The sequence below is a fragment of the Gallintestinimicrobium sp. genome, from assembly GCF_046968865.1.
GTDB classification, from domain to species: domain Bacteria; phylum Bacillota; class Clostridia; order Lachnospirales; family Lachnospiraceae; genus Gallintestinimicrobium; species Gallintestinimicrobium propionicum.
In genome coordinates, this window is sequence record NZ_JBKVPW010000014.1 from 83211 (window position 1) to 109308 (window position 26098).

The window sequence follows — 26098 nt, forward strand, 5'->3', positions numbered from 1 at the left end:
AACTTCCACCCCGTGGAAGTTAGTCCTACAAGGTGGAAGTTACCCTTACAAAGTGGAATTAACTTTTACAAGTGACGTCATTTTGCGGATTTCCCCATAGGCAAATTCGTTGCAGACCTTGATATAAGTGCCTTTCATGCCGGAGGAACGGGATTCGATGATTCCCGCGCTCTCAAATTTGCGCAGCGCGTTGACGATAACGGAACGGGTAATGCCCGCCTGATCCGCGATTTTACTTGCGACCAGAATGCCTTCCGTCCCATGCAGCTCCTGAAAGATCAGGCTGATCGCTTCCAGTTCGGAATAGGATAAGGTTCCGAGTGCGGCGTGTACCACTGCGATTTTGCGGTCTTCCTCCGCGCTCTCCTCGGTCACGGCCCGCAGCATTTCCAGCCCCACCACCGTGGAGCCATATTCGCACAGGATAATATCGTCGATCGTATAGCTTTGCCCCCTGCGGTATAAAAACAGCGTGCCGAGGCGTTCCCCTGCGATCTCGATCGGTGTCACGATCGCGGAAAATTCTTCGTCCTCTTCGCCATCAAAGCCCAGCGTCGCAAGGCTTGCGTTTTCTTTGGTGGACAAAATTGAAAGCATTCTCTCATTCAGCAGCGGATCAAGAAAGCTTCCGACGTTGCAGCCGGAAAGCTCCCGGATTGCACCGCCGTCCTTGCCGGAAATGCCCAGTACTTTTCCTTTTCGGCTGATCACCAGCACGTTTGACTGCAGCGCATCCTGCATCACCTTGCAGATATCGTTAAAAACAACTTTGCTGGAATGGCTGTTATGCAGCAGCTTCCCGATCTTTCTTGTCTTATCCAGCAGCTGAATCCCGCTCATCTTTTCTGTTCCTCCACAAATTTATCCCTGGCCGTTTTCTTCTTTTTCCTTCTCTTTGACAAAACCGCAGCCCTCCTTCGAGCATACGAGTTTGTTGCCCTTTTCCAGAAGAATGGAGCCACAGACCGGGCACTTTTCATTGGAAGGTCTCTGCCATACCATGAAATCGCACTCCGGGTTGCCGATACAGCCATAGTATTTTCTGCCCTTCTGTGTCTTTTTCAGGACGATATCCTTGCCACACTTGGGGCATGCTACGCCGATTTTCTCGTAATAAGGTTTGGTATTGCGGCATTCCGGAAAGCCCGGACATGCCAGGAATCTGCCGTGAGGTCCGTATTTGATTACCATGCGCCGTCCGCACAGCTCACAAACCTCATCTGATTCCTCGTCTCCCACCTTGACCTCTTCCAGTTCCTTCTCCGCGTTCTGCACAGCCTCCTCCAGATCGGGATAGAAATTGGAAACAATTGTCTTCCAGTCTACGGTTCCTTCGGAAACGCCGTCCAAAAGTGCTTCCATATTCGCTGTAAAGTTGACGTCCACAATTGTCGGGAACGCCTCCTTCATCATCTTATTGACAACCTCCCCCAGCTCCGTCACATACAGGTTCTTGTTTTCTTTAATGACATAATGACGTGCAAGGATCGTAGTGATCGTCGGTGCATAGGTACTGGGACGACCGATACCCAGTTCTTCCAGCGTCCGGACAAGGGACGCTTCTGTATAATGTGCGGGAGGCTGAGTAAAATGCTGCTCCCCGTCAAATTCCTTTAAGGACAGCTTCGTATCCTTGTCGATGCTTTTTGCGAGGGTGCGGTTTTCTGCCTTATCCTCGTCGTCCATCGTGTATACACTCATGAAACCGTCAAAGATCACCTTGCTGGCCGCAACCGTAAAACGATGTCCGTTGCCATCAATCTTCACAGAGGTTGTCTCGTACTTGGCTGGCGTCATGCGGCTTGCCATAAAGCGCTTCCAGATCAGCTGATAGAGACGAAATTGATCCCTGCTTAAGGATTCTTTGATTTCCAAAGGGGTCCGTGCAACGTCCGTCGGACGGATCGCTTCGTGGGCATCCTGAATTTTCTGTCCGCCCTTTTTCACGGTGCCTTCTCCGGCATACTGTTCGCCGTATTTCTCAGTAATATAGCTGCGCGCCATGTTTTCCGCCTCTTCGGAAACACGCGTGGAATCGGTTCTTAGGTAGGTGATGATACCGACTGTACCATTTCCCTTGATATCTACCCCTTCGTACAGCTGCTGCGCCAGCCGCATGGTTTTCTGTGTGGAAAAATTCAGCACCTTACTGGCTTCCTGCTGCAGGGTAGAGGTGGTAAAGGGAAGGGGAGCCTTCTTGATGCGCTCGCCCTTTTTGACGTCGCTCACCTGAAACTCTGCCTTTTCGCAATCCTTTTTGACTGCTTCTACTTCCGCTGCGGTTTTTAGAATACGCTTGGTATCCTGCTCCCCGTAATATTTGGCTATCAGGGGTTTTCTTTCCCCTGGAATCTGGAATGCTGCATCAAGGGTCCAGTATTCCTCCGGAATAAACGCATTGATCTCTTCTTCGCGATCACAGATAATGCGCAGGGCAACAGACTGCACACGCCCGGCAGAAAGTCCCCGCTTCACCTTTGCCCACAGAAGCGGGGAGATCCGATAGCCAACCATACGGTCCAGCATCCGGCGCGCCTGCTGCGCATCCACTAAATTCATATCGATTTCTCTCGCATGCTTTAACGATTCCTTCACTGCTGTCTTCGTGATCTCGTTAAAGGTAATACGGTACACCTTTTTTCCGGAGAGCTTGAGCGCTTCCATCAGATGCCAGGAAATCGCCTCTCCCTCCCGGTCCGGGTCGGTTGCGAGATAGATTTTTTCTGCTTTTTTGACCTCTTTGCGGAGGTTCGCCAGGATGTCACCCTTGCCGCGGATCGTGATATACTTCGGTTCGTAATCATGCTCTACATCAATGCCGAACTGGCTCTTGGGAAAGTCACGCACATGCCCGTTACTGGCTGCTACTTCATAGTTCGCCCCCAAGAACTTCTTGATCGTTTTGACTTTGGCCGGTGACTCCACGATCACTAAATATTTTGCCATATTTGATATCCCCAATTTTCATTACTGCTATTACGCACATTTTTGGTCCTGTGCAGTGATCGTGAACCACTATACACCATATCATCCGTCATTGCAAGCAAAAGTTTTCCTGTAATATCGCCCCATTACGCTTCCTGCAGCGCCCTCCAGCTCCAGAAAAACAAGCTCCTGCATCAGCATCTGCACATTTATGGATATCTTCTGTCTCACAAGGGTATCCGCAATTTCGTCCATGCTCTGCGGCATTGTATCCAGCGCCTGCCAGATCGTTTTGCGCAGAGGCGGCCAGGAGGATGAGGCGGTAGAGCTGAGAGCGTCTGTCACAGGGCACAGCATTTTGTCTGCAATCACACCGGCAGCCTTGGCAGCGTTCGGGCGTTCTGCCTGGGCTAAGGAAAACGCTTCGTCTCTACCTGCGTGCGGTACGCTGCCCTGCAGTTCCTGCAGCAGCTGTGCCACACTCACCGCGATACCTGCGCCATTTCCGATCAATCGGTTGCAGCCGCGACTACAGGTATCCGTAATACGTCCCGGCACAGCAAACACATCCTTTCCCTGCTCCAGCGCCATATCTACGGTGATCAGCGTTCCGCTCTTTTCACGCGCTTCGATAACGAGTACGAGATCCGAAAGTGCACTGATGATCCGGTTGCGCGGCGGAAACAGTCGCGAATGTGGCTGCGTCCCCGGCGGATATTCCGACAGGATACATCCGTTTTCCCACAGCCTTTCATACAGCGGTCTGTTCTCCTCCGGGTAGCAGATGTCCACACCGCAGCCCAGCACCGCAACCGAATATCCGCCTGCTGACAGCGCCGCCCGCTGCGCGATTCCATCTGCTCCGCGCGCCATACCGCTGACAATTCCGATCCCCTCCTTCGCAAGTCCCCTGGCGAAATATTCCGCCATTTCTTTTCCATAGGAGGAACAGGCGCGCGCACCGACGATGGCTGCCATCTTTTTTTCCGGCTCCGGCAGCTTCCCGATCCTGTACAGTACCAGCGGTGGATCGGAAATTTCCTTCAACCGTTTTGGATACGCTTCTTCCCACAAAAAATCGAAGGAAATTCCTTTTTTCTTCCACTGCTCCTCCTGTCGCTTTGCCTGTTCCAGATTTTCGGGCGCATCCCAGTTTTTCAAAAGCGCCGCTTTTTTCTCCCCCAGCAGCTTCTGCAGACTTTCCGCCGGAAGCTTTCGGATTTCGGAAACGTCTCCTGCCTTTTCCAGAAGCTTTCGAATGCTGACAGCGCCGATCCCTTCCACCCGGCAAAGGGCAAGTGCCAGAGTGCGCTCCTGCTCCATTTGACTTTTACAATTCTGTTGTTTTTCTATTCTATGCTCCCTTCTGCCCGCGGCGCTTCATTCCCGCAGCACATTCTGATTTCGGAAAAAGAGCGCCTGTCCCAGATGCTCTACACCAATCCGGTCTTTTCCTTCCAGATCTGCAATCGTCCGCGCCACACGGATAACGCGGTGGCATCCCCGCATGGAAAGCCCCGCCTGCTCGCTGGCCTGTTCCAGAAACTCCTGTTCCTCAAGTCCCAACGGACAGTATTTTAAAATTTCCCCCGGACTCAACCGACCGTTTTCCCGCATTGCTGCGCCACGGCATCGCATCTGCTGCCGCTTTCTTGCCTCCAGCACCTGTTCCCGCATCCATTTGCTTCCGTTTTTGTCGCTATCTATATAGGAAGCTTCTCTTTTTTCCCACAGCTTTCGAATCGGCGTCTGTTTGATCTGACAGCATAAATCCATCCGGTCGAGAAGCGGTCCCGAAAGTCTCGCCAAATACCGGTGCACCTCCCAGTCCTGACATCTGCAGCGGTTTCTGTCCGGATAATATCCGCAGGGGCATGGATTCGTCGCTCCTAACAGCATAAAATCCGCCGGATACACAAAGTTTCCCCGGCTCCGGGCAAGAAAAATCTTTCCCTCTTCCATCGGCTGCCGCAGAACGTCCAGCGTCTGTCGTTTAAATTCCGTCATTTCATCCAAAAACAACACGCCCCGGTGCGCCAACGTCACCATTCCCGGTTTTGGAACAGCGCCGCCTCCGGTCATTGCATAAACAGATACCGTATGATGCGGGCTGACAAACGGTCGCTCCTGAATCAGCGTTCCATCCTCCAGCTGCCCTGCCGCGCTGTAGATTGCAGACACCTCCTGCTTTTCTTCCTCGCTCATGGGCGGCAGGATTCCCGGCAGACACCTCGCAAGCATCGTCTTTCCGGTGCCGGGCGGTCCAGCCAAAAGCAGATTATGGGCTCCGGCAGCTGCAATCATTGCAGCGCGCTTTGCTTCCTCCATTCCGCACAGCAATGCAAAGTCCGGCGTTTTCTTTTCTTTTTCCGTCCTGCCTTTTGCCTGACTCTGCCATCTGTCTTCCGCATCCCGCCGCATCCGTTCCTGTTCCTGCGCCGACGCGTTTACATACTCCATTGCTTCTTCCAGGCTGCAAACGCCCATGACCGGCAGTTTTCCAACCGCAAGCCCTTCTCCCAGATTTTCAAACGGAATCAAATAGCTTCGAAAAGCGCTCTGATTTGCCGCATGCAGCATCGCCAGTACGCCCCGAACCTGCTTAATTCGCGCATCCAGCCCGACCTCGCCCACCGCCCAGAGCTCCCTCAACCGCTCCGGCGGCACTTTTCCCTGCGCCGCAAGGATGACGAGTGCGGTCGGCAAATCGAACGATGTCCCGGATTTCACGATTCCTGCCGGAGAATAATTTACCGTAATCTTTTCCGCCGGAAGCGCCGCGTTGATGTGATGCAGGGAAACGCGCAGACGTTCCCGCGCCTCCCGCACTTCACTGTCTAAAAGTCCTACCATATCAAAACAGGGCAGCCCTTTTGAAATATCGACTTCCACCTGCGCAACATAGCTCTGCAGGCCATAAAGTCCGCCTGCATTGATCTGACAATACATCTTTCCCCTTTCCGTCCCGGGAAATTCAGCCAACCAGAAAAAGGGCAGATTTTTCCTCTGCCCTCCAACTATCATAACTGTTTTAACCATACCGCATGCCGCAGCATGCTGTCAACCGTTTTTTGTGCATTCCGACTCACTGCTTTTTGCACCGCTGCTTTTCAAAAATCAGCCTTTCATCCCCACGCCGCATCCCGTAAGCGTAAGAGCGCTCGTTTTTCAATCCGGCTGACATAGCTTCGGGAAATCCCCAGCCGTTTTCCTACCTCTTTCTGCGTAAGTTCCGTTCCTCCGGGCAGTCCGTACCGAAGATACAGCACCTCCTTTTCCCGTAGGCTGAGCACGCTTTCCATCAGCTCATAGAGCTTTTGGTTCAGCCGTTGTTTTTCCATCTCTTCCACAATGTCCGGCTGTTTTTGTTCCATCACGTCCAGGAGGTTGATCTCGTTGCCCTCCCGGTCCGTTCCGATCGGCTCATATAACGATACTTCCCGCGATGTCTTTTTTTTACTGCGCAGCATCATCAGAAGCTCGTTGTCGATGCATCGGGCAGCGTAGGCTGCCAGACGGCTGTTTTTCTGCGGGTCAAAGGTCTCCACCGCCTTGATCAGCCCGATTGTCCCGATTGAAATCAGGTCTTCCAGTTCTTCCTCGCTGCTGTATTTTTTTGCAATGTGCGCGACCAGCCTTAAATTCCGTTCAATCAGGAGCCGTTTCGCCTCGCTTTTTCTTCCGGCATCTTCTGCCTGCAATGCCTGTATGCAAAGGCTTTCCTCTTCCTTCGACAGAGGTTTCTGAAAGGTTTTCACTCCTAGCTCCCCAGCCGTTGCCAATGCTCCGGCCTCCTGCAATTTACTTTATTTTATGAAAACCTTTTTCGTCCCGTGCCTTTCCATCTGTCCCTATTTTTGAGCGATATGCTCGATTTTGGCGCGCAGCGGCTATCTGGCGGCGCAGCTGTTTTTGGCGCGCTGTATTCACGCGTCTTTGATCGGGCAGTCTGCAAACAGCGCCGCCACTGCGGACTTATATTCCGTCATCTTCTGCGCCTTGCGGATTTTTTTGAGATATTTTTCGGAGCCCTCAAACAGCTGTCCCTGCCAGCCCCAGAGTTCCTTCATTTTAAATAGTACGTCCCGTTCTCCGGACAGCACCGCTGCGTAATCCTCCGCCAATCGCCCATAAAAATCGCGGATATCCGATACTCGCTTCGCAGCGTCCTCCCAGACTGTGCTTCCGTTTTCCAGGCGCAGTTTCTTTGCAGCGTTTTTTTCTGCCAAATCAGTTCTTCGGGCGCGCAGCCGCATCACCAGCGCCGGGTCAATCAGCATTCCCCTGCCGAACATCAGGTCATCCGCACCCGGATACTCCACCAAAAATCTCTCCGTATCGGAAACGCTGAATAAATCGCCGTTGTAGCAGACCGGAATGGTCCGTTCCACAGTTTCTTCATCTGCTGCAGCTGCGCTCAGCCTTTCTTTCGCCCGCACATAGGCTTCCCGGTGCACGTTTCCTTTATAAAACTCTTTCAGCACGCGGGGATGCACGATCAGCTTCTGAATCGGATACTGGGAAAAAATATCCAACAGGCGCTCAAATTCATCCGGGTTTTCCACGCCAATTCTCGTTTTGATCGAAATTTTCAGCGGACTGTGTGCAAAAATTTCCTCCAGAAACGCATCCAGTGCGTCTGGATCAGCCAAAAATCCGGCGCCTTTTTTCTTCGCCGTCACGGTGGCAGACGGACAGCCAAGATTTAAGTTCACTTCTTCATAGCCCTGTTCTTTGAGCATCCCCGCAACCTTGCAAAAGCCTTCCGCCTGATTCGTCAGGATCTGCGGAACGACCGCAATGTTCTGATTGTGCTCTGCTGCAATGTCGTTCCACTCCCGCGTCGTGAAGCTTTTCCCTTTTTTCGGCGTGATGAACGGTGTGTAATAGCGATCCATCGACGGAAAGCACGCATGATGCGCGTTCCGGTAAATATATCCTGTAATCCCCTCCAGCGGGGCAAATTCATACTGCATGCAACTCTCCCGATCTAATAATCCAGCAAAAACTCCGCCAGCGCATAGTTGCTGACGTCCACGCCATAATCCGTCAGGCGCAGATTTTTTTTCGATTCATCCAGACAAAGTAACTGTTCGGAAAACAGCTTATCCGCTGCGTCCTGATAAACGTCCCAGAAGCTTTTTCCAAACTGGTGTTCAAATGTTTGCAGTTCAATGCCTTTTGTCAGGCGCAGCCCCAGAAACATAAACTCTTCCATTCGTTCCGACACACGAAGCGTCTGCACCTCTTCCCGAAGGTTTGCAAAATCTCCCTGATTTTTACCGCATTCCAGATAGTCCGATAAATCAGACGTCATCTTCCAGCGCATCGGATCAATCAAAGACGACGCTCCAAGCCCGATCCCCAAATAATCCGTCCGGTTCCAGTAGCCGATGTTGTGGCGGCAGGCATACCCGTCCTTCGCATAATTCGAAATTTCATACCGATGGTAGCCATACTGTTCCAGAATTTCCCGCGTTCGGGCATACATCCGGCGTTCGTCCTCTTCCGACGGAAGCGGCAGCATTTCTTTCGGGCGCAGCGTCTGGTTTGCGTCCTCACCATACCAGTTCCAGAATGGCGTACCTTCTTCGATGATCAAGCTGTAGGCCGACAGATGCTCCGGCGCAAGCTCTGCAGTTTTCACGAGTGTCTGCTCCCAGCTCTCCACCGTCTGTCCCGGCAGCGCGGACATCAGATCGACGTTGATGTTTTCAAACCCAGCTCTCCGCGCCTGCTTATAGTTTTGGACAAAGGTATCAAAATTGTGAATTCTGCCAAGCATGGCAAGTTCTTTGTCACACGCCGACTGCAGCCCCATGCTCAGCCGGTTGATTCCGGCACGCCGATATCCGGCGAGTTTTTCAAAATCCAGCGTGCCCGGGTTGCTTTCCAGCGTAATTTCTGCGTCGTCCGCAACGCAAAAATGCGCCCGGATCACATCCATCAGCCGTTCCATATCCATGACGCGCAAAAGGGACGGCGTACCGCCGCCCCAGAAAATCGTAGTGACTCTGCGCTCTTGATAAAACTGACTCTCCTGCACGATCTGCGTGATAAGGGCGTCGACGTAGGACTCCGGGACGTGCGCATCCGTAGCAGAAGCGCTCTGCTGTCCGCTCCCGGCATTCCGGATAATCTCTCGCCGCGCATCCATGCCGCGCACGTCTGCGTCACCCGGCGTGCCCACTGCCAGCGGTGCCGACAAGAAATCGCAGTAGCGACATTTTTGCCTGCAGAACGGAATGTGCAGATATAATTCCAGATCTTTTTTCGGTGTCATAGGCTCAGTTCTCATCCAGCTTTAAGACGCTCATGAAAGCCTTCTGCGGGATTTCCACGTTGCCGACCTGACGCATCCGCTTCTTGCCTTCCTTCTGCTTTTCCAGAAGCTTTTTCTTACGGCTGATATCGCCGCCATAGCATTTTGCAAGCACGTCCTTGCGCATCGCCTTGACGGTTTCCCGGGCGATAATCTTGCCGCCGACTGCCGCCTGAATCGGAATTTCGAACAGATGGCGCGGGATTTCATCCTTTAACTTCTCGCACATTTTCCGACCACGCTCGTATGCGCTGTCCTTATGTACAATAAATGAAAGTGCATCCACTTCTTCCCGGTTAATCAAAATATCCAATTTTACAAGCTCTGACTGCTCATACCCCTTTAACTCATAGTCAAACGACGCATAACCCTTGGAACGGGACTTTAACGCATCGAAAAAGTCGTAAATGATTTCATTTAACGGCAGCTCGTATTTGAGCAATGCACGGGTTTCTTCCATATATTCCATGCCGAGATACTGACCTCGGCGCTCCTGGCACAGCTCCATAATGGAACCGATGTAGTCCGTCGTCACCATGATCTCTGCCGAAACCACAGGCTCTTCCATATATTCGATCATCGACGGGTCGGGCAGATTGGACGGATTGGTCAGCTCGATCACTTCCCCGTTGGTCTTATGCACCCGGTACACAACGCCCGGCGCCGTTGTCACCAGATCAAGGTTGTACTCTCTTTCCAGACGTTCCTGAATGATTTCCAGATGCAGCAGTCCCAGAAATCCGCAGCGGAATCCAAAGCCAAGGGCAATGGATGTCTCCGGCTCATAAAATAAGGACGCATCATTTAACTGCAGCTTTTCCAGCGCATCCCGCAGATCAGGATACTTCGCACCGTCTGCCGGATACAATCCACAGTACACCATCGGATTGACCTTTTTATAACCGGGAAGCGGTTTTGCACACGGATTGGCTGCATCTGTAATCGTATCGCCGACGCGGGTATCCTTGACATTTTTGATCGAAGCCGTCAGATAGCCAACCATTCCTGCAGACAGCCCGTCCTCGCTGGGGATAAACTGACCTGCGCCAAAATAACCGACCTCCACAACATCAAACTCTGCACCTGTTGCCATCATACGGACTTTGGTACCTTTTTTTAACTGTCCTTCCATAATTCGGAAAAAGACAATCACGCCCTTGTAGGGATCGTAGAGGGAATCAAAAATCAGCGCCTGCAGCGGGTTTTCTAAGCTGCCGCCCGGCGCGGGAATTTTTTTCACAATCTGCTCCAGCACCTGTTCGATATTTAATCCGTTTTTAGCGGAAATCAAGGGTGCATCCTCCGCATCCAGACCGATCACATCCTCGATCTCTTCTTTTACGCGCTCAGGCTCTGCGCTCGGCAGGTCGATTTTGTTGATGACCGGAAATACCTCCAGATCATGATCCAGCGCAAGATACACATTCGCCAGCGTCTGCGCCTCGATGCCCTGTGCTGCGTCCACGACCAGAACTGCGCCGTCGCACGCTGCCAGTGCACGGCTGACCTCATAGTTAAAGTCCACGTGTCCGGGAGTGTCGATCAGGTTAAAAATATATTCTTCCCCATTCTCTGCACGGTAAATCGTCCGCACCGCCTGGGATTTGATCGTAATACCGCGCTCCCGCTCCAGCTCCATGTTATCAAGCACCTGCTCCTGCATTTCTCTGCTCGTCAGAAGACCGGTCTTTTCGATAATTCGGTCTGCCAGCGTCGATTTGCCGTGATCGATATGCGCGATGATACAAAAATTTCTGATATTGCTCTGTTTTATTTTGGACATTCTTTCCTCACTCTGATTCCTGTCGTCAACCGCCGCATTTTAGAAAATGAAAACCGTTTGCTGCGCCGACGCCATACTCGCCATTTTTCAATCTGATTGCATTTAAGTATATCAAACTCACAGGCTGTGGGCAAGGAATTTTCGAACACAAAAACAGCGCCCTCAGTCTGGTAAATGAAAGCGCTGTTTTTGTAACACTTATTCCCGACTGCGGCACTGTTTCGCCAGATAATGAATCACGTCCCGTCTCGTAATGATCCCAATAAAGACCTTTTCATCATCAATAACCGGCACGAAGTTCTGGGCGCTGACCTTTTCCAGCAGTCCTTCCATATCCACATCCACATGAACCGGCTTATTGTCCCGGGAACGGTTCACCTGCATGACAGGAATCTCTTCCATCTGATACAGGCTGGGAAAATTCAGTTTTTTTAATCCCCAGAGCACATCCCCGTCCGTCAGCGTGCCAAGATATTTGCCCTCCGTAGATAAAAGCGGAACTGCAGCATAACCGTGATGCTCCATCTTTTCAAGCGCCTGGCGCAGTGTGTCAGTTTCCTCCACATAAGCGACCTCGCTCTTTGGTGTCAAAAAGAATAAAATATTCATCTGTAAATTCTGTCTACCTTTCGTATACGATTCTCTCCGCCTGCGCTGCCGCCTCTTCTTCCGAAATCAGGCTGCCAATGATTTTCAGTGCAAAATCGATCGCACAGCCCATGCCGCGTCCGGTGATTACATTGCCATCCACCTCTGCTGCGCCGTGCGTCACAATCGCACCATCCAGCTCCTTTTCCATAGAAGGGAAGCTCGTCGCCTTTCTGCCCTTCAAATATCCGCGATGTCCGAAAATCTGCGGAGCCGCGCAGATCGCTGCAACCCATTTGCCAGCGCTGTAAAAACGATCCAGCTGTTCCATTAATGCATCACAGGCTTCCAGATGCAGGGTTCCAGGCATTCCCCCCGGAAGCACCAGCATATCAAACGCATCAAAATCCGTCTCGGAAAGCAGCTGATCCATCTGCACGGTAATATGATGCGAACCGGTCACCGCCGTTGTCTCATCCACGGAAACCATCGTCACCTCAATGCCCGCCCGTCTGCAAAGATCCACTACTGTCAACGCTTCTATTTCTTCATAACCAGCCGAAAAAAATACACCAATTTTCGCCATCTGTATGTCCCCTTTCTTCTTACGTCCATTTTCTGATGTCTGGCAGCCGCCTGCTTAAACGTCCCCGTTCTCCGTTGAGCGCTTCCGCAGCCCGCCATTTGAACCATCCCTATCTTAGCAGAAATCTTTGTTTCATAAAAGGGGAAAAGTATGAATATTTTCTAAAGAATGACAAAAATCAGAGTACTTCCACAACATAATTCACAAATTCCGCGCGTCTGTGGTATACTAAACCTGTCGAGCATCTAAAACACACAAAGGAGTAACTCTATGCCCCCTATGGAAATCGAACGAAAATTTACTGTCAAAGCTCTGCCGGAAAATCTGGACAGCTATCCCTTCCACCTCATCGAGCAGGCTTATTTAAACACCGACCCCGTTCTGCGCATCCGCAGACAGGATGATGAATATTATCTGACCTACAAAGGAAAAGGACTGATGGCGCGGGAAGAATATAATCTTCCGCTCAATCAGTCCTCCTATGAGCATCTGCTTCCGAAAGCCGACGGCATCTGTATTTCCAAAAAACGATATCTGATCCCCTGGGATCCTTATACCATCGAGCTGGATGTTTTTGAGAAGTCTCTGGCGCCGCTTATCATCGCAGAAGTAGAATTTCCATCCATCGAGGAAGCAAACGCATTCACACCACCGGACTGGTTCGACCAGGATGTGACGAAGGATCCGGCGTATCATAATTCGAATTTGATCTTGAAATAGGATCGTCGCCATACTATTATAGGATCAGGCAAAGGATATAAGTGTTCACGGTCAACACAAACGAAATCCCGGAGAGCTTCAGCTCTCCGGGATTTCTTGTTTGTCAGGGCAGATCACCTGCAATAGGTCTCTGTCACGTCCTTCATATGTGCTGCCAGTGCATCCGTCAGCTGTCCGTCCGTCAGGCGCCATTTCCAGTTGTCTCCAAGGGTGGACGGGAAGTTCATGCGGGCTTCTCGTCCAAGTCCGAGCCAATCCTGCATCGGTATCACTGCGGTTCCTGCGGTTGAGGACATCGCTGTTGCGATCATCGCTTCCACCACATCTTTACCGCTTTTTACCCGCAGGTACTCACGAATGTATTTCTGCACCTTGCGGTTGTTTTCTTCGTACCAGCCGCGGGTCGTCTGATTGTCATGGGTTCCGGTGTAAACAATACAGTTCTTATCATAATTGTGCGGCAGGTATTCGCTGTCGTAGCTGTCAAATGCGAACTGCAATACCTTCATACCCGGATATCCGCATTTTTTGATCATTTTGCGAACAGGAGGTGTAATCACACCCAGATCCTCTGCGATCATCTCTTTTTTGCCCAGCTTCATCTTCATTGCTGCAAACAGCTCGAAGTCAGGTCCCTTTTCCCAGTGACCATTGACTGCAGTTTCGTCTCCGTAGGGAATCGAGAAATATGCCTCAAAGCCACGGAAATGATCTACGCGGACGATATCGTAGAGGCGATAGCTGTAACCGATTCTTAAAATCCACCAGTCATAGCCGGTCTTTTTGTGATATTCCCAGTCATAAAGAGGATTGCCCCACAGCTGACCGGTGGCAGAAAAGGCATCCGGCGGAACCCCTGCAACTGCCTTGGGCACACAGCCCTCAGAAAGCTGGAACAGCTCCGGATGAGACCAGGTATCTGCACTGTCAAGTGCAACGTAAATCGGGATATCTCCGATAATAGAGATCCCTTTTCCATTGGCATAGGCCTTGAGTGCCTGCCACTGTTTTGCAAATAAATACTGTAAAAACTGCCAGAAGCAGATTTCATCGGACAGCTCATGTCTGCAGCGTCTGATTGCTTCAGGCTCCCGCAGCTTTAAAGGTGCGTCCCATTCCAGGAAGCTTGCGCCGCCCTGACTATCCTTGATCGCCATAAACAACGCATAATCAGAAAGCCACCAGTCATTTTCCTCACAGAATGCAATAAATTCAGCATTCTCTGCGATATGGCTGTTGTGGTATGCCTTGCGCAGCAGGGGAAAACGTCCCTGATACATTTTTTCATAATCCACATAGGACTTGCTGCCGCCCCAGTCTGTATTCTCACATTCTTCTTCTGTCAGCCATCCATTTTCGATCAGCTCTTCGAGATCGATCAGGTAGGGATTGCCAGCAAAGGTAGAAAATGCCTGATAGGGGGAATCCCCATATCCGGTGGGTCCCAAGGGCAGGATCTGCCACAGCTTCTGTCCCGCTTCCTTCAGAAAATCCACAAAAGCATAGGCTTCTTTGGAAAAGGTTCCGATGCCGAATCGGGATGGCAGGCTGGTAACAGGTAATAAAACACCGCTTCTTCTCATTCTTTTTTCCTCTCATCCTTTGAACGATATGTTTTGTCACGCCATGCAGGGCGAAAGATCAGAACCCTCGTGCAAGCACAGTCGGTCTTCTGACTTTTCGCCCTTTTCATCATTTGAAATCTCCGATTTCTCATGTCTGACAGGTCAAGAGGTCTTTCCCCCACCCAGGAGCAGGCTCCTGGGTGCTTAGACCTTTTTCCTCTGGTATCCTTATTTTAATTTCCAAATATCGCGGTTGTATTCTGCGATAGTACGATCGGAAGAGAAGAATCCGGCTTTGGCGATATTTACCACCATCATACGTTTCCACTTTTCCTGATCCTCGTAGTCTGCAAACATACGGTCTTTGGTTGCAATATAGTCTTCCAGATCAAGCAGGGTCATGAACCAGTCCTTATTCAGCAGCTCGTTGTAGAGGCGCTCCAGATTCTCCTTATGACCAACTGCCAGTGCCTGATCGCTTACGATGAAGTCCACTGCTGCTTTGATCACAGGGCTCTTCTCGTAGAAGCTTCTGGACACGTAGTCTGCCTTTGCATAGTGATCGATAACCTGCTCGCTGTTTTCGCCGAAGATATAGATGTTGTCATCACCAACAAGGTCGTGGATTTCAACGTTTGCACCGTCAGCTGTGCCCAGTGTCACCGCACCGTTTAACATCATCTTCATGTTGCCGGTACCGGATGCTTCCTTGGAAGCCAGAGAGATCTGCTCGGAAATATCGCAGGCAGGGATCAGCTTCTCTGCATAGCTTACGTTATAGTTTTCTACCATAACAACCTTCATGTAGTCCTTTACATCCGGATCGTTATTGATGATCTGCTGCAGGACTAAGAGCAGATGGATGATATCCCGTGCAATGACATAAGCCGGAGCTGCCTTCGCGCCGAAAATAAAGGTCAGCGGACGGGCAGGCTTTTTACCGCCTTTGATCTCCAGGTATTTGTGGATGATATACAGTGCGTTCATCTGCTGTCTCTTGTACTCATGCAGACGCTTGATCTGAATATCGAAAATGGAATCGGGATTTAATTCCTCGCCTTCGTGCTCTTTGATATGAGCAACAAGTGCTTCTTTCTTCTCTCTTTTGATCTTTACCAGATCGTTTAAGAATTCCTCGTCATCCTTAAATGCAAGCAGCTTTTCCAGCTCCATCGCATCCTTCTGATAGCCGGTTCCGATCTTTTCGGTAATCAGGGCAGCCAGCTCACGGTTGCAGGAAAGCAGCCATCTGCGGAAGGTAATGCCGTTTGTCTTATTATTGAACTTTTCAGGATAAATCTCATAAAATGCATGCAGCTCAGTATCCTTTAAGATCTCGGTGTGGATCGCAGCAACGCCGTTTACGGAGAAGCCGTAGTGGATATCCATGTGAGCCATGTGCACGCGGTTCTGATCGTCGATGATCTGTACCTTCGGATCGCTGTATTTTGCAGCAACACGGGCGGACAGCTCCTTGATGATCGGAACGAGCTGAGGAACCACCTTTTCCAGATAGGACAGCGGCCATTTTTCCAGAGCCTCTGCCAGAATGGTGTGGTTGGTGTATGCGCAGGTCTTGCTGACAACCTCGATTGCCTCGTCCATTGTAAACGCTTTATCGTTTACCAGGATACGGATCAGCTCCGGAATAATCATGGACGGATGGGTATCGTTGATCTGGATGACTGCATAATCGTACATCTTTCTCAGATCGTACTGCTTTTCCTTCATCTCCATCAGGATCAGCTGTGCAGCGTTGCTGACCATGAAATACTGCTGATAAATACGAAGCAGGTTGCCGGCTTCATCGGAATCATCGGGATATAAGAACAGGGTCAGGTTCTTTTCGATGGCTTCCTTATCAAATGTGATACCTTCTTTTACGATGCTTTCATCTACGCTCTCGATGTCGAACAGGCGCAGCTTATTGACACCATTGTTGTAGCCGACTACGTCAATATCATACAGACGGGAGGTTACCTTTCTGTCACCGAAAAAGACATCAAAGGAAACATCGGTTTTATTCAGCCAGGAATCCTTCTCGATCCAGTCGTTCTTTTCTGCGGTCTGAAGGCGATCCTTAAATACCTGCTTGAACAGACCGAAGTGATAGTTTAAGCCGATGCCTTCGCCGGGAAGACCCAGGGTTGCAATGGAATCCATAAAGCAGGCAGCCAGACGTCCCAGACCACCGTTACCAAGAGACGGTTCCGGCTCGATCTCTTCGATTCTGGACAGCTCCTTGCCCTTGCTCTTTAATACACTTTCTACTTTTTCATAGATTCCCAGATTGATCAGATTGTTGGACAAAAGCTTGCCGATCAGGAACTCGGCAGAAATATAGTAGATTTTCTTGTCACCGTCGTTGGGTACGGTTGCCTCTTCCAGTCCCTTTACCAGATACAGCAGTGCAACATAAACCTGCTCATCGCTTGCATCCTCCAGCTTTTTGCCGAAGAGCTTCTCAGACAGAGCTTCCAGCTCCCTGTCAATTCTCTGCTCCAGAATTTCTCTCCGGATCGTTTCTTCCTGTCTCATTCTTTCCTCCGTTTCTGCCGCCTGGCGGCAACTTTTGATTCATGACAATAGAATACTCGCAGAGCATGCATTCTATTGTTTACTCTACAATGTCCTGGTAGCGCATCCGCACCAGTTCATATCCTAGCACTACGTTTCTTCCCTCTTCCAGATGCAGCAGGCGGTCAACCTCTTCCACCGCAGCAGCCGACACGCCATAAAAATCCTGACGCACCGTATTCATCTGCTTGCCCGCATAGCTCATGAGCGGGATTCCGTCAAAGCCGCAAACCGGATGGAACACATCCAGCTCCATCAATGCCCGCATCGCGCCAATAGCCATCAGATCCGATGCACAAACAAACACATCCATTCTGTCTGCATAAGAGAAGGTCAGCTCCCTCGCTTTTTTCTCACTGAAATCTCCGTATTCGATGGTCAGCTCCAGCGCAAGCTCCTCTGCCAGCTTCTTCATCCCTGCAATCCGTTCTCCGGTTACAAAGGACTTTTTATCCCCTGCGATATAAAGGACCTTTGAACAGCTTTCATTGCCGAGGATCGTCTTTTTTGCGATTTCGTACTGGGCATTTTTCTGGTCAATCCAGACCGAAGACGTATTCCTGTCATGATAGGGTGCGTCAACCAGCACGATTTTAAACGCACCAGACGCTATCAGCTCTCTTAGAAATTCATCTTCCTCATTCATCCCATATGCGATAATTCCTTCGACGCTCTGAGCTTTTAAATAGCTGGTCAGCTCATCCAGTCCCATATCCGCTACCATGGAAAAAAACAGCGTCACCACATCAAGCTTTAATTCCTTTGCCCGGTGGATCGCGCCGGAAAGATACTGCAGGTTGATCTCATCCACGCAGCCAACTGTTTCCTCCAGCTTTAACAACAGGGCAACCCGCCCAAACTGTTTGGAGGAAAGTGCTGCTGCAACCGCATTGGGCGTATAGTTCAACGCTTCGATCGCCGCATTTACCTTGTCTTTCGTGCTTTCACTGACGCCTTCATAGCCGTTTAGCACCTTCGACACCGTGGAGATCGCCACGCCTGCCTGTCTCGCCACATCTTTTATGGATGCCAAGCTTTCTCCTCCTCTCTGTTGGAAAACGTTTTCTAAATACACTCATATCATAGATCAGAAAACGTTTTCCGTCAATATCAATATTTTAAGAATCATGTCAATTTTTTGTAAAAAAAGGCGGCAGGAGCTTTCGCTCCTGCACTCCTCGAGCGGGCATGTCCTGTGTTGTATCTTCCTCCTTGTTCTCTTTTCGTGCATCCTTATGCCTTATGGAACAGTCCGCCGTATGCCTGGCTGTAAGCTGCAACAAGCTCTTTTGCCAACGAGTAGGAATTGACCAGCGGATGCAGCATCAGCGCCTGGACCGCTTTTTCCTCGGACTGTTCCTGTACCGCCTCTACGGTTTCCTTTTCGTACATCTTAATCAGACGCATCAGCAGATAGCAGTGCTCCGGAACTTCCTCCACCCTCACCGGATGAATCCCGGTTTCATCCACATGACAGGTAACTTCCACCACATCACGATCCTCAAGACCTGGGATGCTTCCCTGATTTTCCACGGAAAGCACCAGATCGCGTCCGTCCTTGCTCTGCAGCCCCTCGATGCAGTCAAGCATAACGCCTGCATATCCCATGCCATCAGGCACTTCCAGCTGCCCTTTTTCCAGAAGCGGGCGCTTTGCAAGACCGGATTCGATACTCATGTAGGAATTCTCACGAACCTGCATATAGTACAGGAAAATCTGCAGTGCGCCTTCGGGATCGGCGTCCATATCCATCGCCTTTAACTCTTCCATCATCTGCTTGTTGACCTGCTCGATCGTCTGACCTCTGGTCGCACCGGATTTTAAGATATTGGCGAGCGCTTTTTCCCGATGATAATAGTAGTAGAGATATTCATTCGGCAAAAATCCGATCATCCGCAACAAATCGGGATCAAACATGGAAAATTCCTGAATGCTCTTTAAAAATGCGTCGTCCGCAAGGAGCCTGGGCAGAATCTCCTCGTCCCTGATCTTCACGCTGCGAATCCAGGAAAGATGATTTAATCCGAAGAATTCCACATACAGGTCTTTTTCATCCACGCCGAGCTTTGCTGCCATACGGAATTTTGTGCTGCTGGGCGCATCGCAGATGCCGATCACCTTTTCATAGCCTGCGCTCTTTAACGCCTGTGTCACCAGACCGGACGGGTTCGTGAAATTGAAAATCCATGCGTTCGGTGCAATTTCATTAATCAGCCTGCAGTACTCCAGCAAAATCGGAATCGTGCGCACTGCCATCGAAAATCCACCGACACCGGTCGTTTCCTGTCCGATTACGCCTGCGTTTAATGCGATTGTTTCATCCATAACACGGGAATGGTCGCCGCCGACGCGCAGCGTTGTTACCACATAATCCGCGTCCTGCAATACCTTACGCACATCCGCAGATTCCGTTACAATCAGATCCTTGTGATTTCTGTTTACCACATGGCGGCATAGCTTTGTGATGATCTGCTGTTTCTCCTGATTGATGTCATAGAGCGCTACCTCGTCAATATGAAGTGCCTTGTATCTTGCCAGCAGGCCGTTGATAAAAATGACGGTTCTGGCGCCTGCTCCCCCGATGACTGCGATTTTCATTTTGTTTCCTCCACTTTCTTTTTTCCCATAAATTCCTTCAGTCCCTCTTTGTCCGGAAATCCGGTGTTGCCGCCGTACGCTGTCACGTTTAACGCGCCGCAGGCATTGCCGCAGGCCAGACATTCTTCCAGACCTTTTCCGGTCAGAAATCCGTATACGAAGCCCGCATTAAACGAATCCCCTGCGCCAGTCGTATCCACAGCCTTTACCCGGTACGCCGGGAGAAAGACCTCTTTTCCGTTTTCGATTGCAAGAGAACCGCTGCTGCCGAGCTTGATGACCACCCTGTCGCAATCCTTCGCAAACTCCCGTGCCGCTTCCTGTGCGGTCTTCGTCCTGCCATAGTGAATCGCTTCTGTCTCGTTCATGAACAGCACGTCGATATACGGAAACAGCTCCTTGATCTGAGGATTCCATTCCCCGGTTGGATCCCAGCCCAGATCGAACGAAACGGTCGCCTCCGTCTCTGCTTTGACGCGTTTTAATAAAGAAAGATACGCCGCGTGGTTTTTGCTTCCCTCGTAGCCTGTCATATGGATATGCGAAGCGTTTTTCACGCCCTCGATATCCACCTTGTCGATGGAAATTCCCGCGTTCGTGCCGCGATACGTCAGAAACGACCGATCCTTTTCATTGGTAAAACTGATCGAAATACCGGTTTTCTCCGTCCTGCTCGTTTCAAGTAAGCTGTCGTCGATATTTTTGCGGCAAATTCTTTGCGGATCAGCTCCCCGTAGCAATCGTCCCCGACCTCTCCCTGAAATTCCGGATGCAGACCGAGCTTTCCAATGCCAAGCGCAAACAGCGCCGCGCCGCCGCCTACATAGGTATCCATAACCGGCACTTCATCCTCCTGCCCGGGCTTTGGCAGACTGGAAACGCCCGGAACAACAAGGTCTATATTTAAACATAGACGTCCCATTTTTTCCCTTCATAGTCCCCTCCATCTCTATTTTTCATTCTTTTTCAGCATACCATAAAGCACCGGGAAAACCAAAAGCATCTCAGGGCAGACAATCCCTTGACTTTTCCAAAAATTCTCTATACGCTAAGGAAAAGAGATCAGAGTTCCATTGTATTGAAATGGGCTATCGAAGCATTTACAGGGAGGTTTTATAAAAAAGAATATGGTACAGAATCCTTATCAGAACGCGCTTTTGCCGGCTCCGGTCGGCGGCGGTTATTCCGACCCGGGCTACTGGATCTGGTGCGGCTCCGTCGTACAGGGGGAAGACGGAGCCTATCACATGTTTGCGTCCCGTTGGCCGAAAGATCTCGGCTTTGGTGCAAACTGGCTGTTTAACTGCGAAATCGTCCGGGCTTCCAGCAAAAATCCGGAAGGTCCCTATACCTTTCAGGAGGTCGTGCTCGGACGCCGGGGACGCACTTTTTTTGACGGCATGAACGTGCACAATCCGTACATCCGTAAATGGAATCAAACCTACTACCTTTATTATATGGGAACGACCTTCGGCGGTCCGATTCCCGGTCCCGGTGACGAGGTGGACAGCTCGCGTTTTACCGAGGTCTGGAACCGCAAACGAATCGGTCTTGCAACCGCACCGTCTGTTTTTGGCCCATGGACGCGGTGCGATGAGCCGCTGATTTCTCCCAGAGACTGCTCCCACTGGGATTGCACTGCAACGACCAATCCTGCAGTCGCAATCCAGCCCGACGGAACGACCTACATGCTCTACAAATCGCGTTCCTTCGCAAACGGTCCGTTAAAAATCGGTGTCGCAAAAGCGCCCCGCCCGGATGGTCCCTTTGAACGGATTTTGGACGACCCGATTTTTAATTTCGAGGACCCGAACATCCATCTGGAAGATCCGTACCTGTGGTACGAGGACGGAAAATTCCGCCTGCTGATCAAAGACGACTTCAAAAACGGAGGTCCCGGCATCAGCGGCATCTGGGGTGCAGGCCTGTACGCTGAAAGCGCCGACTGCATTCACTGGGAATTCGCCGAAAATCCCGTCGTTTACTCCCGCCACGTTACCTGGTCCGATGGCAGACAGACCGATCAGGCAAACTGCGAACGCCCTTACTTTTTGCTTGATGAAAATAACCATCCCACGCATCTGTTTCTGGCAACCGGGAAAGGTCCTGCACCCTACCAGTTTTCCAGAACCTGGAACATGGTGATTCCGCTGCGCTAAGCGCCGAGCTGACACGCTTCCGCATCTGTCTTGGAAGCGTCTGACTGCAACTATACATTTTGGAGAGGAACGTATGACAACCGATCAGAATTATCAACAAATTTACCGTGTCGGCGGCATGCTGGACTCAGGCTTTGTAGGACAGATCACCTACACCATCAGCCTCGATCAGGTCTATGACGAGCTGGACATTCATTTTAGCTTTGACAAGCGGCTCTACAGTGAAAGCGACGTTACGCCTGAGCTCATTGACAGACTTCAGACGCTCTGCACTGCAAAATACGACGCCCCGATCTATCCCGTCGAGGAGTTCAGGCAGACCATTCTGCACGAAATGAAAACAGAAATTCACACAATGGCGGAATTAAACGACAATTTCATCGGCTGCATCCACCGCCAGCTGACGGACCGCCACATGTTATACACAAAAGAATTCACAAGCGACGGCTGTCTGGCACAGGACACCTTTTCCGGCGTTTTAAAAGTGACCGTCCTTGTTTTCAACGTGCTGCTGGACAACACGCAGTACACGCTGACCGTTTCCGGACATCCGGTCGGACAGGGTGTAATCGCACCGAACTTTAATCTAATGGATACGGTAAAGACTGCAGCAGGAAATGCGGGGGCTTCGAATGCTGCCGGGAGCGCTGACAACTCGTGCGACGCTGAGAGTGCTCCTGCCTCCGCTGTTGCCACGGCTGGCAGTTCGGGCGTCTCCGGCGCTGGCTCTGCTGCCACGGCTGGCGATTCGAGCACAACTGGCAGTTCTTCTGCTGGTAATACCGTCACTGCATCCACCCGCTTCAAACGCCTTGAGCTGCACAACCACACGGTCGAATCCGACGGCAGCTTAACCTGTCAGGAGCTGACGGAATATCTGGCAGCCGACCATGTCGATGCGTTCGCCATCACCGACCACAACACCACCTCCGGTCAGAAAAAGATCGAACAGCTGCTGGAAGAAAAGCATTATCCGATCAGCCTGATCCGCGGCATGGAATATACGACTTATTTCGGGCATATCCTCTGCTTAAACCTCGCAAAATATGTTCCCTGGAACTCGATCGACCAGCACCGTCCCGAGCTGTTGTTCGAAGCTGCCCGCGAAAAAGGCGCGCTCGTCGGCATCGCGCATCCGTTTTCCTATGGCGATCCTTTTGCCCGCGGCTGCCGCTTTGAAATGACCATCTCGGACTACTCAAAGGTTGACTTTATCGAGATTTTCAACAATCCGGAATCGCTCCACGAAGTAAACGAACGCGGCACGAATCTCTGGATGTCCCTGATTTTTTCAGGCTATCAAATCACCGCGACCAGCGGCATGGACTTACACAACCGTGCGAAGCTGGCAGGCTGCTATGCAACCTACATCGAAGGCAAAAGCGGCGACAACATCGCTTCCGAGCTCGATACCGCCATTCACACGCACCGCACCTGGGTTTCCAAAGGCGCTCTGCTGCTGACGGAGGTTCTCCCGGAAACAAACGAATTGCTTCTGACGTTTACAGATGCCCACAAGACCGGATTTGCTGTTCCAAAAACAGCTCAGGTCGTTTTAAAAGGAAAAGACAAAACATTCACAACGAGCGTTTCGCTCGACAAACCGGTACGCGTTTCCCTCAACCAGCTCTCCGGAACCGATCCGATCATTCCGCTGCTGTACGAAGCTCCGGGAATTAACGGTGCGGCAACTGTATCCAACGCTGCGCATGTTGCTGCTTCGACATCTTGCGGCAGCGCTGCAGATGCCAGCTCTGCTGCCGGGCAGCTGAAAGGAATCGACGCGCTTCCTGCAATCGAAGGACTGCTCTGCGTCAGCCCGGTTCTTTACAGGGATTGAGGTTCTTTGGAAAACAGCTTTTAAAACGCTGCCCTACGCTGCGACAGCGACATTTCAAAAACGCCCGCTTATTCTGTGAAAAACACAGCGTAAGCGGGCGCTCTCTATTTTCGTCTGATTTTCACCGGATCGGACGGTTTTAGGATCTGACAATTCGCCCCTCATTGCGCAGGTATGCAACGTATCGGCGGTCATGTATTTGAGCCATCGCTTTCCTGCAGGCGCTGTCAATTACGAATTCCGTTCCAGAATTCTTTTATAGCTTCGATACATCAGATAAACCCCTGCCGTGCAGTCCAAAACAAGCATCACAATTCCAAAGCCTAACGAAATCAGGCAGCAGATCCCGGAAAGCATAAATGCAAACGCGCACTTTTGATACAGCATCCCCATTTCCAGATTGTAAGCCGTGACATCTTTTACCTTCGATTTTAACGTTTTATCTCCGCTCCAGAAAGTGATGGGCTCTTTGCTGTTTTTTTCAAAGATCCCGATAATCAAAAACGGAACCGCGCATAAAAGACACGATATCAGTCCGACGATTTTTTCTGTCATAATAATGCCTCCGATTATTTTGCATTTCTATCAAATTTTACTGCGCCCGGCTCTGCAAAATCCTTTTATCTTTTCCTCTCATTTCTATTTCTGCGCACGCTTTTTGCGCATAACGAGTTTATGTCAAGTGCTGCGCACGGAGCAATCCGGTATCAAAGGGGTCAAAATACTTTTTGACCCCAACAACATCTTTACTCTACTTCCACACAAACCGGATAATGATCGGACAGCCATACGTTGCCCTCTTTGTCTGTCCACTTCACAGGCTCGCCGGTCTTGATGTCGCCCTTCACCAGCAAAAAGTCAATGCTGCAGGGATGATCCTCTTCTGTGAATCCATGATAGGTGATTCCGATATGCTCGGTTACGTTAGTGTATTCCGGATACTCTTTTAAGATTTCGAATTCCGGATCCTGAGGCTCTGCGTTAAAGTCGCCGGTGATCATCGTCGCTGCGTCGGGATAGAGTTTCTCGGTCTTTAATTTTTCCAGGATCTGACGAAGTCCCAGGATTCTCGCCTGTGCGCCGATATGATCCAGATGGGTGTTTACAATGCGGAATACCTTTCCGGTTTCCAGATCCTCAAACAGCGCTTCGTTGCAGATTCTGGGGCAGATGCTCTGCTCTGCGTAGCGGGATGCAGGCACATAAGGCGTCTCAGACAGCCAGTAAGACTGCATCTCCATCAGGTTTAAGCGGTCCTTGCGGTATGCGATGCTGACCTGCTCGTCTCTCAGCTCCGGGCTGCGTCCGCAGCCGATTACATAATACTCTGTCAGGTTTTCTTTCAGCCATTTTGCGATATGCGGCAGCACTTCCTGAAAGCAGATCATATCAGGCTTCTCCTGCGCGATTTTCTTTAAAATCAAATCCTTGCGGTATTCAAAATTGTTCTCCCCATCCTGTCCAAAATCACAGCGGATGTTAAATGTCACCAGTTTCATGATGAATCCTCCCATTTCCCCTTTTTCGAGTCTTTTCTTATGATTTCGATTATATGTTACAGTTCACTCGCACCATTCGCAAAAGCGCATCTTCGATGCTTTCCGCTGCTTCGCAGCTCATTTTTTCTCATAAAATGGCACGAGTGAACTGTAACAATTATATCCCTGTCCCTTCGGAAATGCAATGTGGATAAAAGAACAAAAAATCTCCAAAAATTACATTTTTCTAATTGACACAACGCTTATCTTATGATAGACTTTTATTCGCTGTGAAACATATGATGGTTCACACTTCATAAGCTGCTGTGGCTCAGTCGGTAGAGCGTCGCATTGGTAGTGCGGAGGTCACGGGTCCGATTCCCGTCAGCAGCTCTTCTGTTTCTTTTAAAGAACAGAATAAAGCAGTTTCTTATTGACAGATTCGTTTTTGTCTGATAAGATATCTAACAGTGACTGCTACAATTTCATATGCTGCTGTGGCTCAGTCGGTAGAGCGTCGCATTGGTAGTGCGGAGGTCACGGGTCCGATTCCCGTCAGCAGCTTTTCAAGCATCTCAGAGGAATCTGAGGTGCTTTTTAGTTCATGACAATAGAATGCTCGCAGAGCGTGCATTCTATTGATATCAGACCGGTGTATTACGGTGTGCAAATGGTGATTTGTGGTGGAAAATCCAGATTTCACTCTGTGTCCACATGGTTTTTAGGGATTTTGTTATGTAAAGTCAAGGGTATTGGCTTTTCCAACCGGATCCGGTATCTGGCAGGCTCTTTTACGAAGACGCGTAACCGCATTGTAAAAAGAACTGGGAGAGATCCCGTGCTCAGTACACCATGCCGCATCCGTCAGACCGCTCTGCCTGCACTCAGTCACCAGTTTCATCCATTCTGATTATTCCGGGGATCTCTGAGCCACCTGTCCGGACTTTGAGAGCCACC

22 protein-coding genes and 2 tRNA genes are annotated in these 26098 nt (G+C 50.5%); 5 read left to right on the forward strand and 19 right to left on the reverse strand.

The window, feature by feature from the left end:
* Window positions 1-45: 45 nt before the first annotated feature.
* The 10 genes from codY to ACLTOQ_RS12370 form a co-directional block, all read right to left on the reverse strand.
* The gene (gene codY, locus ACLTOQ_RS12325) at window positions 46-840 is read right to left on the reverse strand and encodes a GTP-sensing pleiotropic transcriptional regulator CodY (RefSeq protein WP_412319559.1); all 795 of its coding nucleotides are present in this window, start codon (window positions 838-840) and stop codon (window positions 46-48) included.
* A gap of 21 nt (window positions 841-861) precedes the next feature.
* Window positions 862-2946, reverse strand: coding sequence for a type I DNA topoisomerase (topA, locus tag ACLTOQ_RS12330; protein ID WP_117962627.1), 2085 nt, complete (start codon window positions 2944-2946; stop codon window positions 862-864).
* Window positions 2947-3027: 81 nt separating this feature from the next.
* Window positions 3028-4248 (reverse strand): DNA-processing protein DprA, encoded by a 1221-nt coding sequence (gene dprA / locus ACLTOQ_RS12335; protein ID WP_412319560.1) that lies wholly within the window; start codon window positions 4246-4248, stop codon window positions 3028-3030.
* A 57-nt stretch (window positions 4249-4305) separates the two neighbouring features.
* Complete coding sequence (locus ACLTOQ_RS12340; protein WP_412319561.1) at window positions 4306-5874, reverse strand: YifB family Mg chelatase-like AAA ATPase; 1569 nt, start codon at window positions 5872-5874, stop codon at window positions 4306-4308.
* Between the two features lie 176 nt (window positions 5875-6050).
* On the reverse strand, window positions 6051-6683 hold the full coding sequence (sigK, locus tag ACLTOQ_RS12345; RefSeq protein ID WP_337598303.1) for an RNA polymerase sporulation sigma factor SigK: 633 nt from the start codon (window positions 6681-6683) through the stop codon (window positions 6051-6053).
* A gap of 168 nt (window positions 6684-6851) precedes the next feature.
* A complete protein-coding gene (locus tag ACLTOQ_RS12350; protein WP_412319562.1) occupies window positions 6852-7901 on the reverse strand; it encodes a tRNA dihydrouridine synthase in 1050 nt (349 codons plus the stop codon).
* A 14-nt stretch (window positions 7902-7915) separates the two neighbouring features.
* Window positions 7916-9208 carry a radical SAM family heme chaperone HemW gene (gene hemW / locus ACLTOQ_RS12355; RefSeq protein WP_412319563.1) on the reverse strand — a complete coding sequence of 431 codons (1293 nt, stop codon included), beginning with the start codon at window positions 9206-9208 and terminating at the stop codon, window positions 7916-7918.
* Between the two features lie 4 nt (window positions 9209-9212).
* Window positions 9213-11030 (reverse strand): translation elongation factor 4, encoded by a 1818-nt coding sequence (gene lepA, locus ACLTOQ_RS12360; RefSeq protein WP_021915106.1) that lies wholly within the window; start codon window positions 11028-11030, stop codon window positions 9213-9215.
* A gap of 198 nt (window positions 11031-11228) precedes the next feature.
* The gene (locus ACLTOQ_RS12365; RefSeq protein ID WP_021915105.1) at window positions 11229-11639 is read right to left on the reverse strand and encodes a CBS domain-containing protein; all 411 of its coding nucleotides are present in this window, start codon (window positions 11637-11639) and stop codon (window positions 11229-11231) included.
* Between the two features lie 13 nt (window positions 11640-11652).
* The gene (locus tag ACLTOQ_RS12370; protein WP_412319564.1) at window positions 11653-12204 is read right to left on the reverse strand and encodes a DJ-1 family glyoxalase III; all 552 of its coding nucleotides are present in this window, start codon (window positions 12202-12204) and stop codon (window positions 11653-11655) included.
* Window positions 12205-12483: 279 nt separating this feature from the next.
* Here ACLTOQ_RS12370 and ACLTOQ_RS12375 point away from each other — a divergent pair, with 279 nt between their 5' ends.
* Window positions 12484-12924, forward strand: a complete 441-nt coding sequence (locus tag ACLTOQ_RS12375; RefSeq protein ID WP_337562855.1) for a CYTH domain-containing protein — start codon at window positions 12484-12486, stop codon at window positions 12922-12924.
* 113 nt (window positions 12925-13037) lie between these two features.
* Here the strand turns inward: ACLTOQ_RS12375 and malQ are convergent, their stop codons facing one another.
* The 6 genes from malQ to ACLTOQ_RS12405 all read right to left on the reverse strand — a co-directional run bounded on the left by malQ (window position 13038) and on the right by ACLTOQ_RS12405 (window position 20586).
* Window positions 13038-14507 (reverse strand): 4-alpha-glucanotransferase, encoded by a 1470-nt coding sequence (gene malQ, locus ACLTOQ_RS12380; RefSeq protein WP_021915102.1) that lies wholly within the window; start codon window positions 14505-14507, stop codon window positions 13038-13040.
* A gap of 210 nt (window positions 14508-14717) precedes the next feature.
* The gene (locus ACLTOQ_RS12385) at window positions 14718-17027 is read right to left on the reverse strand and encodes a glycogen/starch/alpha-glucan phosphorylase (protein ID WP_117962601.1); all 2310 of its coding nucleotides are present in this window, start codon (window positions 17025-17027) and stop codon (window positions 14718-14720) included.
* Between the two features lie 79 nt (window positions 17028-17106).
* The gene (locus ACLTOQ_RS12390; RefSeq protein WP_337673257.1) at window positions 17107-18099 is read right to left on the reverse strand and encodes a LacI family DNA-binding transcriptional regulator; all 993 of its coding nucleotides are present in this window, start codon (window positions 18097-18099) and stop codon (window positions 17107-17109) included.
* Between the two features lie 200 nt (window positions 18100-18299).
* Window positions 18300-19664, reverse strand: coding sequence for a glycoside hydrolase (locus tag ACLTOQ_RS12395; RefSeq protein ID WP_412319565.1), 1365 nt, complete (start codon window positions 19662-19664; stop codon window positions 18300-18302).
* On the reverse strand, window positions 19661-20377 hold the full coding sequence (locus ACLTOQ_RS12400; RefSeq protein ID WP_412319569.1) for a carbohydrate kinase family protein: 717 nt from the start codon (window positions 20375-20377) through the stop codon (window positions 19661-19663). Before ACLTOQ_RS12400 ends, ACLTOQ_RS12395 begins: the two co-directional genes overlap by 4 nt.
* Window positions 20275-20586, reverse strand: coding sequence for a hypothetical protein (locus tag ACLTOQ_RS12405; protein ID WP_412279821.1), 312 nt, complete (start codon window positions 20584-20586; stop codon window positions 20275-20277). Before ACLTOQ_RS12405 ends, ACLTOQ_RS12400 begins: the two co-directional genes overlap by 103 nt.
* Window positions 20587-20791: 205 nt before the next feature.
* Between ACLTOQ_RS12405 and ACLTOQ_RS12410 the strand changes: the two genes are divergently transcribed.
* On the forward strand, window positions 20792-21823 hold the full coding sequence (locus ACLTOQ_RS12410; RefSeq protein ID WP_412319566.1) for a glycoside hydrolase family protein: 1032 nt from the start codon (window positions 20792-20794) through the stop codon (window positions 21821-21823).
* A gap of 73 nt (window positions 21824-21896) precedes the next feature.
* Window positions 21897-23663: a DUF6669 family protein gene (locus ACLTOQ_RS12415; RefSeq protein ID WP_412319567.1), complete on the forward strand. Its 1767-nt coding sequence runs from the start codon at window positions 21897-21899 to the stop codon at window positions 23661-23663.
* Window positions 23664-23894: 231 nt separating this feature from the next.
* On the opposite strand, the gene ACLTOQ_RS12420 is transcribed toward ACLTOQ_RS12415, so the two are convergent.
* Both ACLTOQ_RS12420 and ACLTOQ_RS12425 read right to left on the reverse strand, forming a co-directional pair.
* Window positions 23895-24218 carry a hypothetical protein gene (locus ACLTOQ_RS12420; protein ID WP_412279818.1) on the reverse strand — a complete coding sequence of 108 codons (324 nt, stop codon included), beginning with the start codon at window positions 24216-24218 and terminating at the stop codon, window positions 23895-23897.
* A 191-nt stretch (window positions 24219-24409) separates the two neighbouring features.
* Window positions 24410-25162, reverse strand: coding sequence for an endonuclease/exonuclease/phosphatase family protein (locus ACLTOQ_RS12425; RefSeq protein ID WP_412269912.1), 753 nt, complete (start codon window positions 25160-25162; stop codon window positions 24410-24412).
* Between the two features lie 299 nt (window positions 25163-25461).
* Here ACLTOQ_RS12425 and ACLTOQ_RS12430 point away from each other — a divergent pair.
* A tRNA-Thr gene (locus ACLTOQ_RS12430) sits at window positions 25462-25534 on the forward strand.
* A 98-nt stretch (window positions 25535-25632) separates the two neighbouring features.
* Window positions 25633-25705 (forward strand) — tRNA-Thr (locus ACLTOQ_RS12435).
* Window positions 25706-25874: 169 nt separating this feature from the next.
* Here ACLTOQ_RS12435 and tnpA read toward each other — a convergent pair.
* Window positions 25875-26042 carry an IS66 family insertion sequence element accessory protein TnpA gene (gene tnpA, locus ACLTOQ_RS12440; RefSeq protein ID WP_412319568.1) on the reverse strand — a complete coding sequence of 56 codons (168 nt, stop codon included), beginning with the start codon at window positions 26040-26042 and terminating at the stop codon, window positions 25875-25877.
* Window positions 26043-26098 lie beyond the last annotated feature (56 nt).

Bases quoted from the DNA above. Each gene is read 5' to 3' on its own strand.
- codY (WP_412319559.1), bottom strand. From the start codon at position 840: ATGAGCGGGATTCAGCTGCTGGATAAGACAAGAAAGATCGGGAAGCTG.
- topA (WP_117962627.1), bottom strand. From the start codon at position 2,946: ATGGCAAAATATTTAGTGATCGTGGAGTCACCGGCCAAAGTCAAAACG.
- dprA (WP_412319560.1), bottom strand. From the start codon at position 4,248: ATGGAGCAGGAGCGCACTCTGGCACTTGCCCTTTGCCGGGTGGAAGGG.
- ACLTOQ_RS12340 (WP_412319561.1), bottom strand. From the start codon at position 5,874: ATGTATTGTCAGATCAATGCAGGCGGACTTTATGGCCTGCAGAGCTAT.
- ACLTOQ_RS12350 (WP_412319562.1), bottom strand. From the start codon at position 7,901: ATGCAGTATGAATTTGCCCCGCTGGAGGGGATTACAGGATATATTTAC.
- hemW (WP_412319563.1), bottom strand. From the start codon at position 9,208: ATGACACCGAAAAAAGATCTGGAATTATATCTGCACATTCCGTTCTGC.
- lepA (WP_021915106.1), bottom strand. From the start codon at position 11,030: ATGTCCAAAATAAAACAGAGCAATATCAGAAATTTTTGTATCATCGCG.
- ACLTOQ_RS12365 (WP_021915105.1), bottom strand. From the start codon at position 11,639: ATGAATATTTTATTCTTTTTGACACCAAAGAGCGAGGTCGCTTATGTG.
- ACLTOQ_RS12370 (WP_412319564.1), bottom strand. From the start codon at position 12,204: ATGGCGAAAATTGGTGTATTTTTTTCGGCTGGTTATGAAGAAATAGAA.
- ACLTOQ_RS12375 (WP_337562855.1), top strand. From the start codon at position 12,484: ATGGAAATCGAACGAAAATTTACTGTCAAAGCTCTGCCGGAAAATCTG.
- malQ (WP_021915102.1), bottom strand. From the start codon at position 14,507: ATGAGAAGAAGCGGTGTTTTATTACCTGTTACCAGCCTGCCATCCCGA.
- ACLTOQ_RS12385 (WP_117962601.1), bottom strand. From the start codon at position 17,027: ATGAGACAGGAAGAAACGATCCGGAGAGAAATTCTGGAGCAGAGAATT.
- ACLTOQ_RS12395 (WP_412319565.1), bottom strand. From the start codon at position 19,664: ATGAAAATCGCAGTCATCGGGGGAGCAGGCGCCAGAACCGTCATTTTT.
- ACLTOQ_RS12405 (WP_412279821.1), bottom strand. From the start codon at position 20,586: ATGGGACGTCTATGTTTAAATATAGACCTTGTTGTTCCGGGCGTTTCC.
- ACLTOQ_RS12410 (WP_412319566.1), top strand. From the start codon at position 20,792: ATGGTACAGAATCCTTATCAGAACGCGCTTTTGCCGGCTCCGGTCGGC.
- ACLTOQ_RS12415 (WP_412319567.1), top strand. From the start codon at position 21,897: ATGACAACCGATCAGAATTATCAACAAATTTACCGTGTCGGCGGCATG.
- ACLTOQ_RS12420 (WP_412279818.1), bottom strand. From the start codon at position 24,218: ATGACAGAAAAAATCGTCGGACTGATATCGTGTCTTTTATGCGCGGTT.
- ACLTOQ_RS12425 (WP_412269912.1), bottom strand. From the start codon at position 25,162: ATGAAACTGGTGACATTTAACATCCGCTGTGATTTTGGACAGGATGGG.
- tnpA (WP_412319568.1), bottom strand. From the start codon at position 26,042: ATGAAACTGGTGACTGAGTGCAGGCAGAGCGGTCTGACGGATGCGGCA.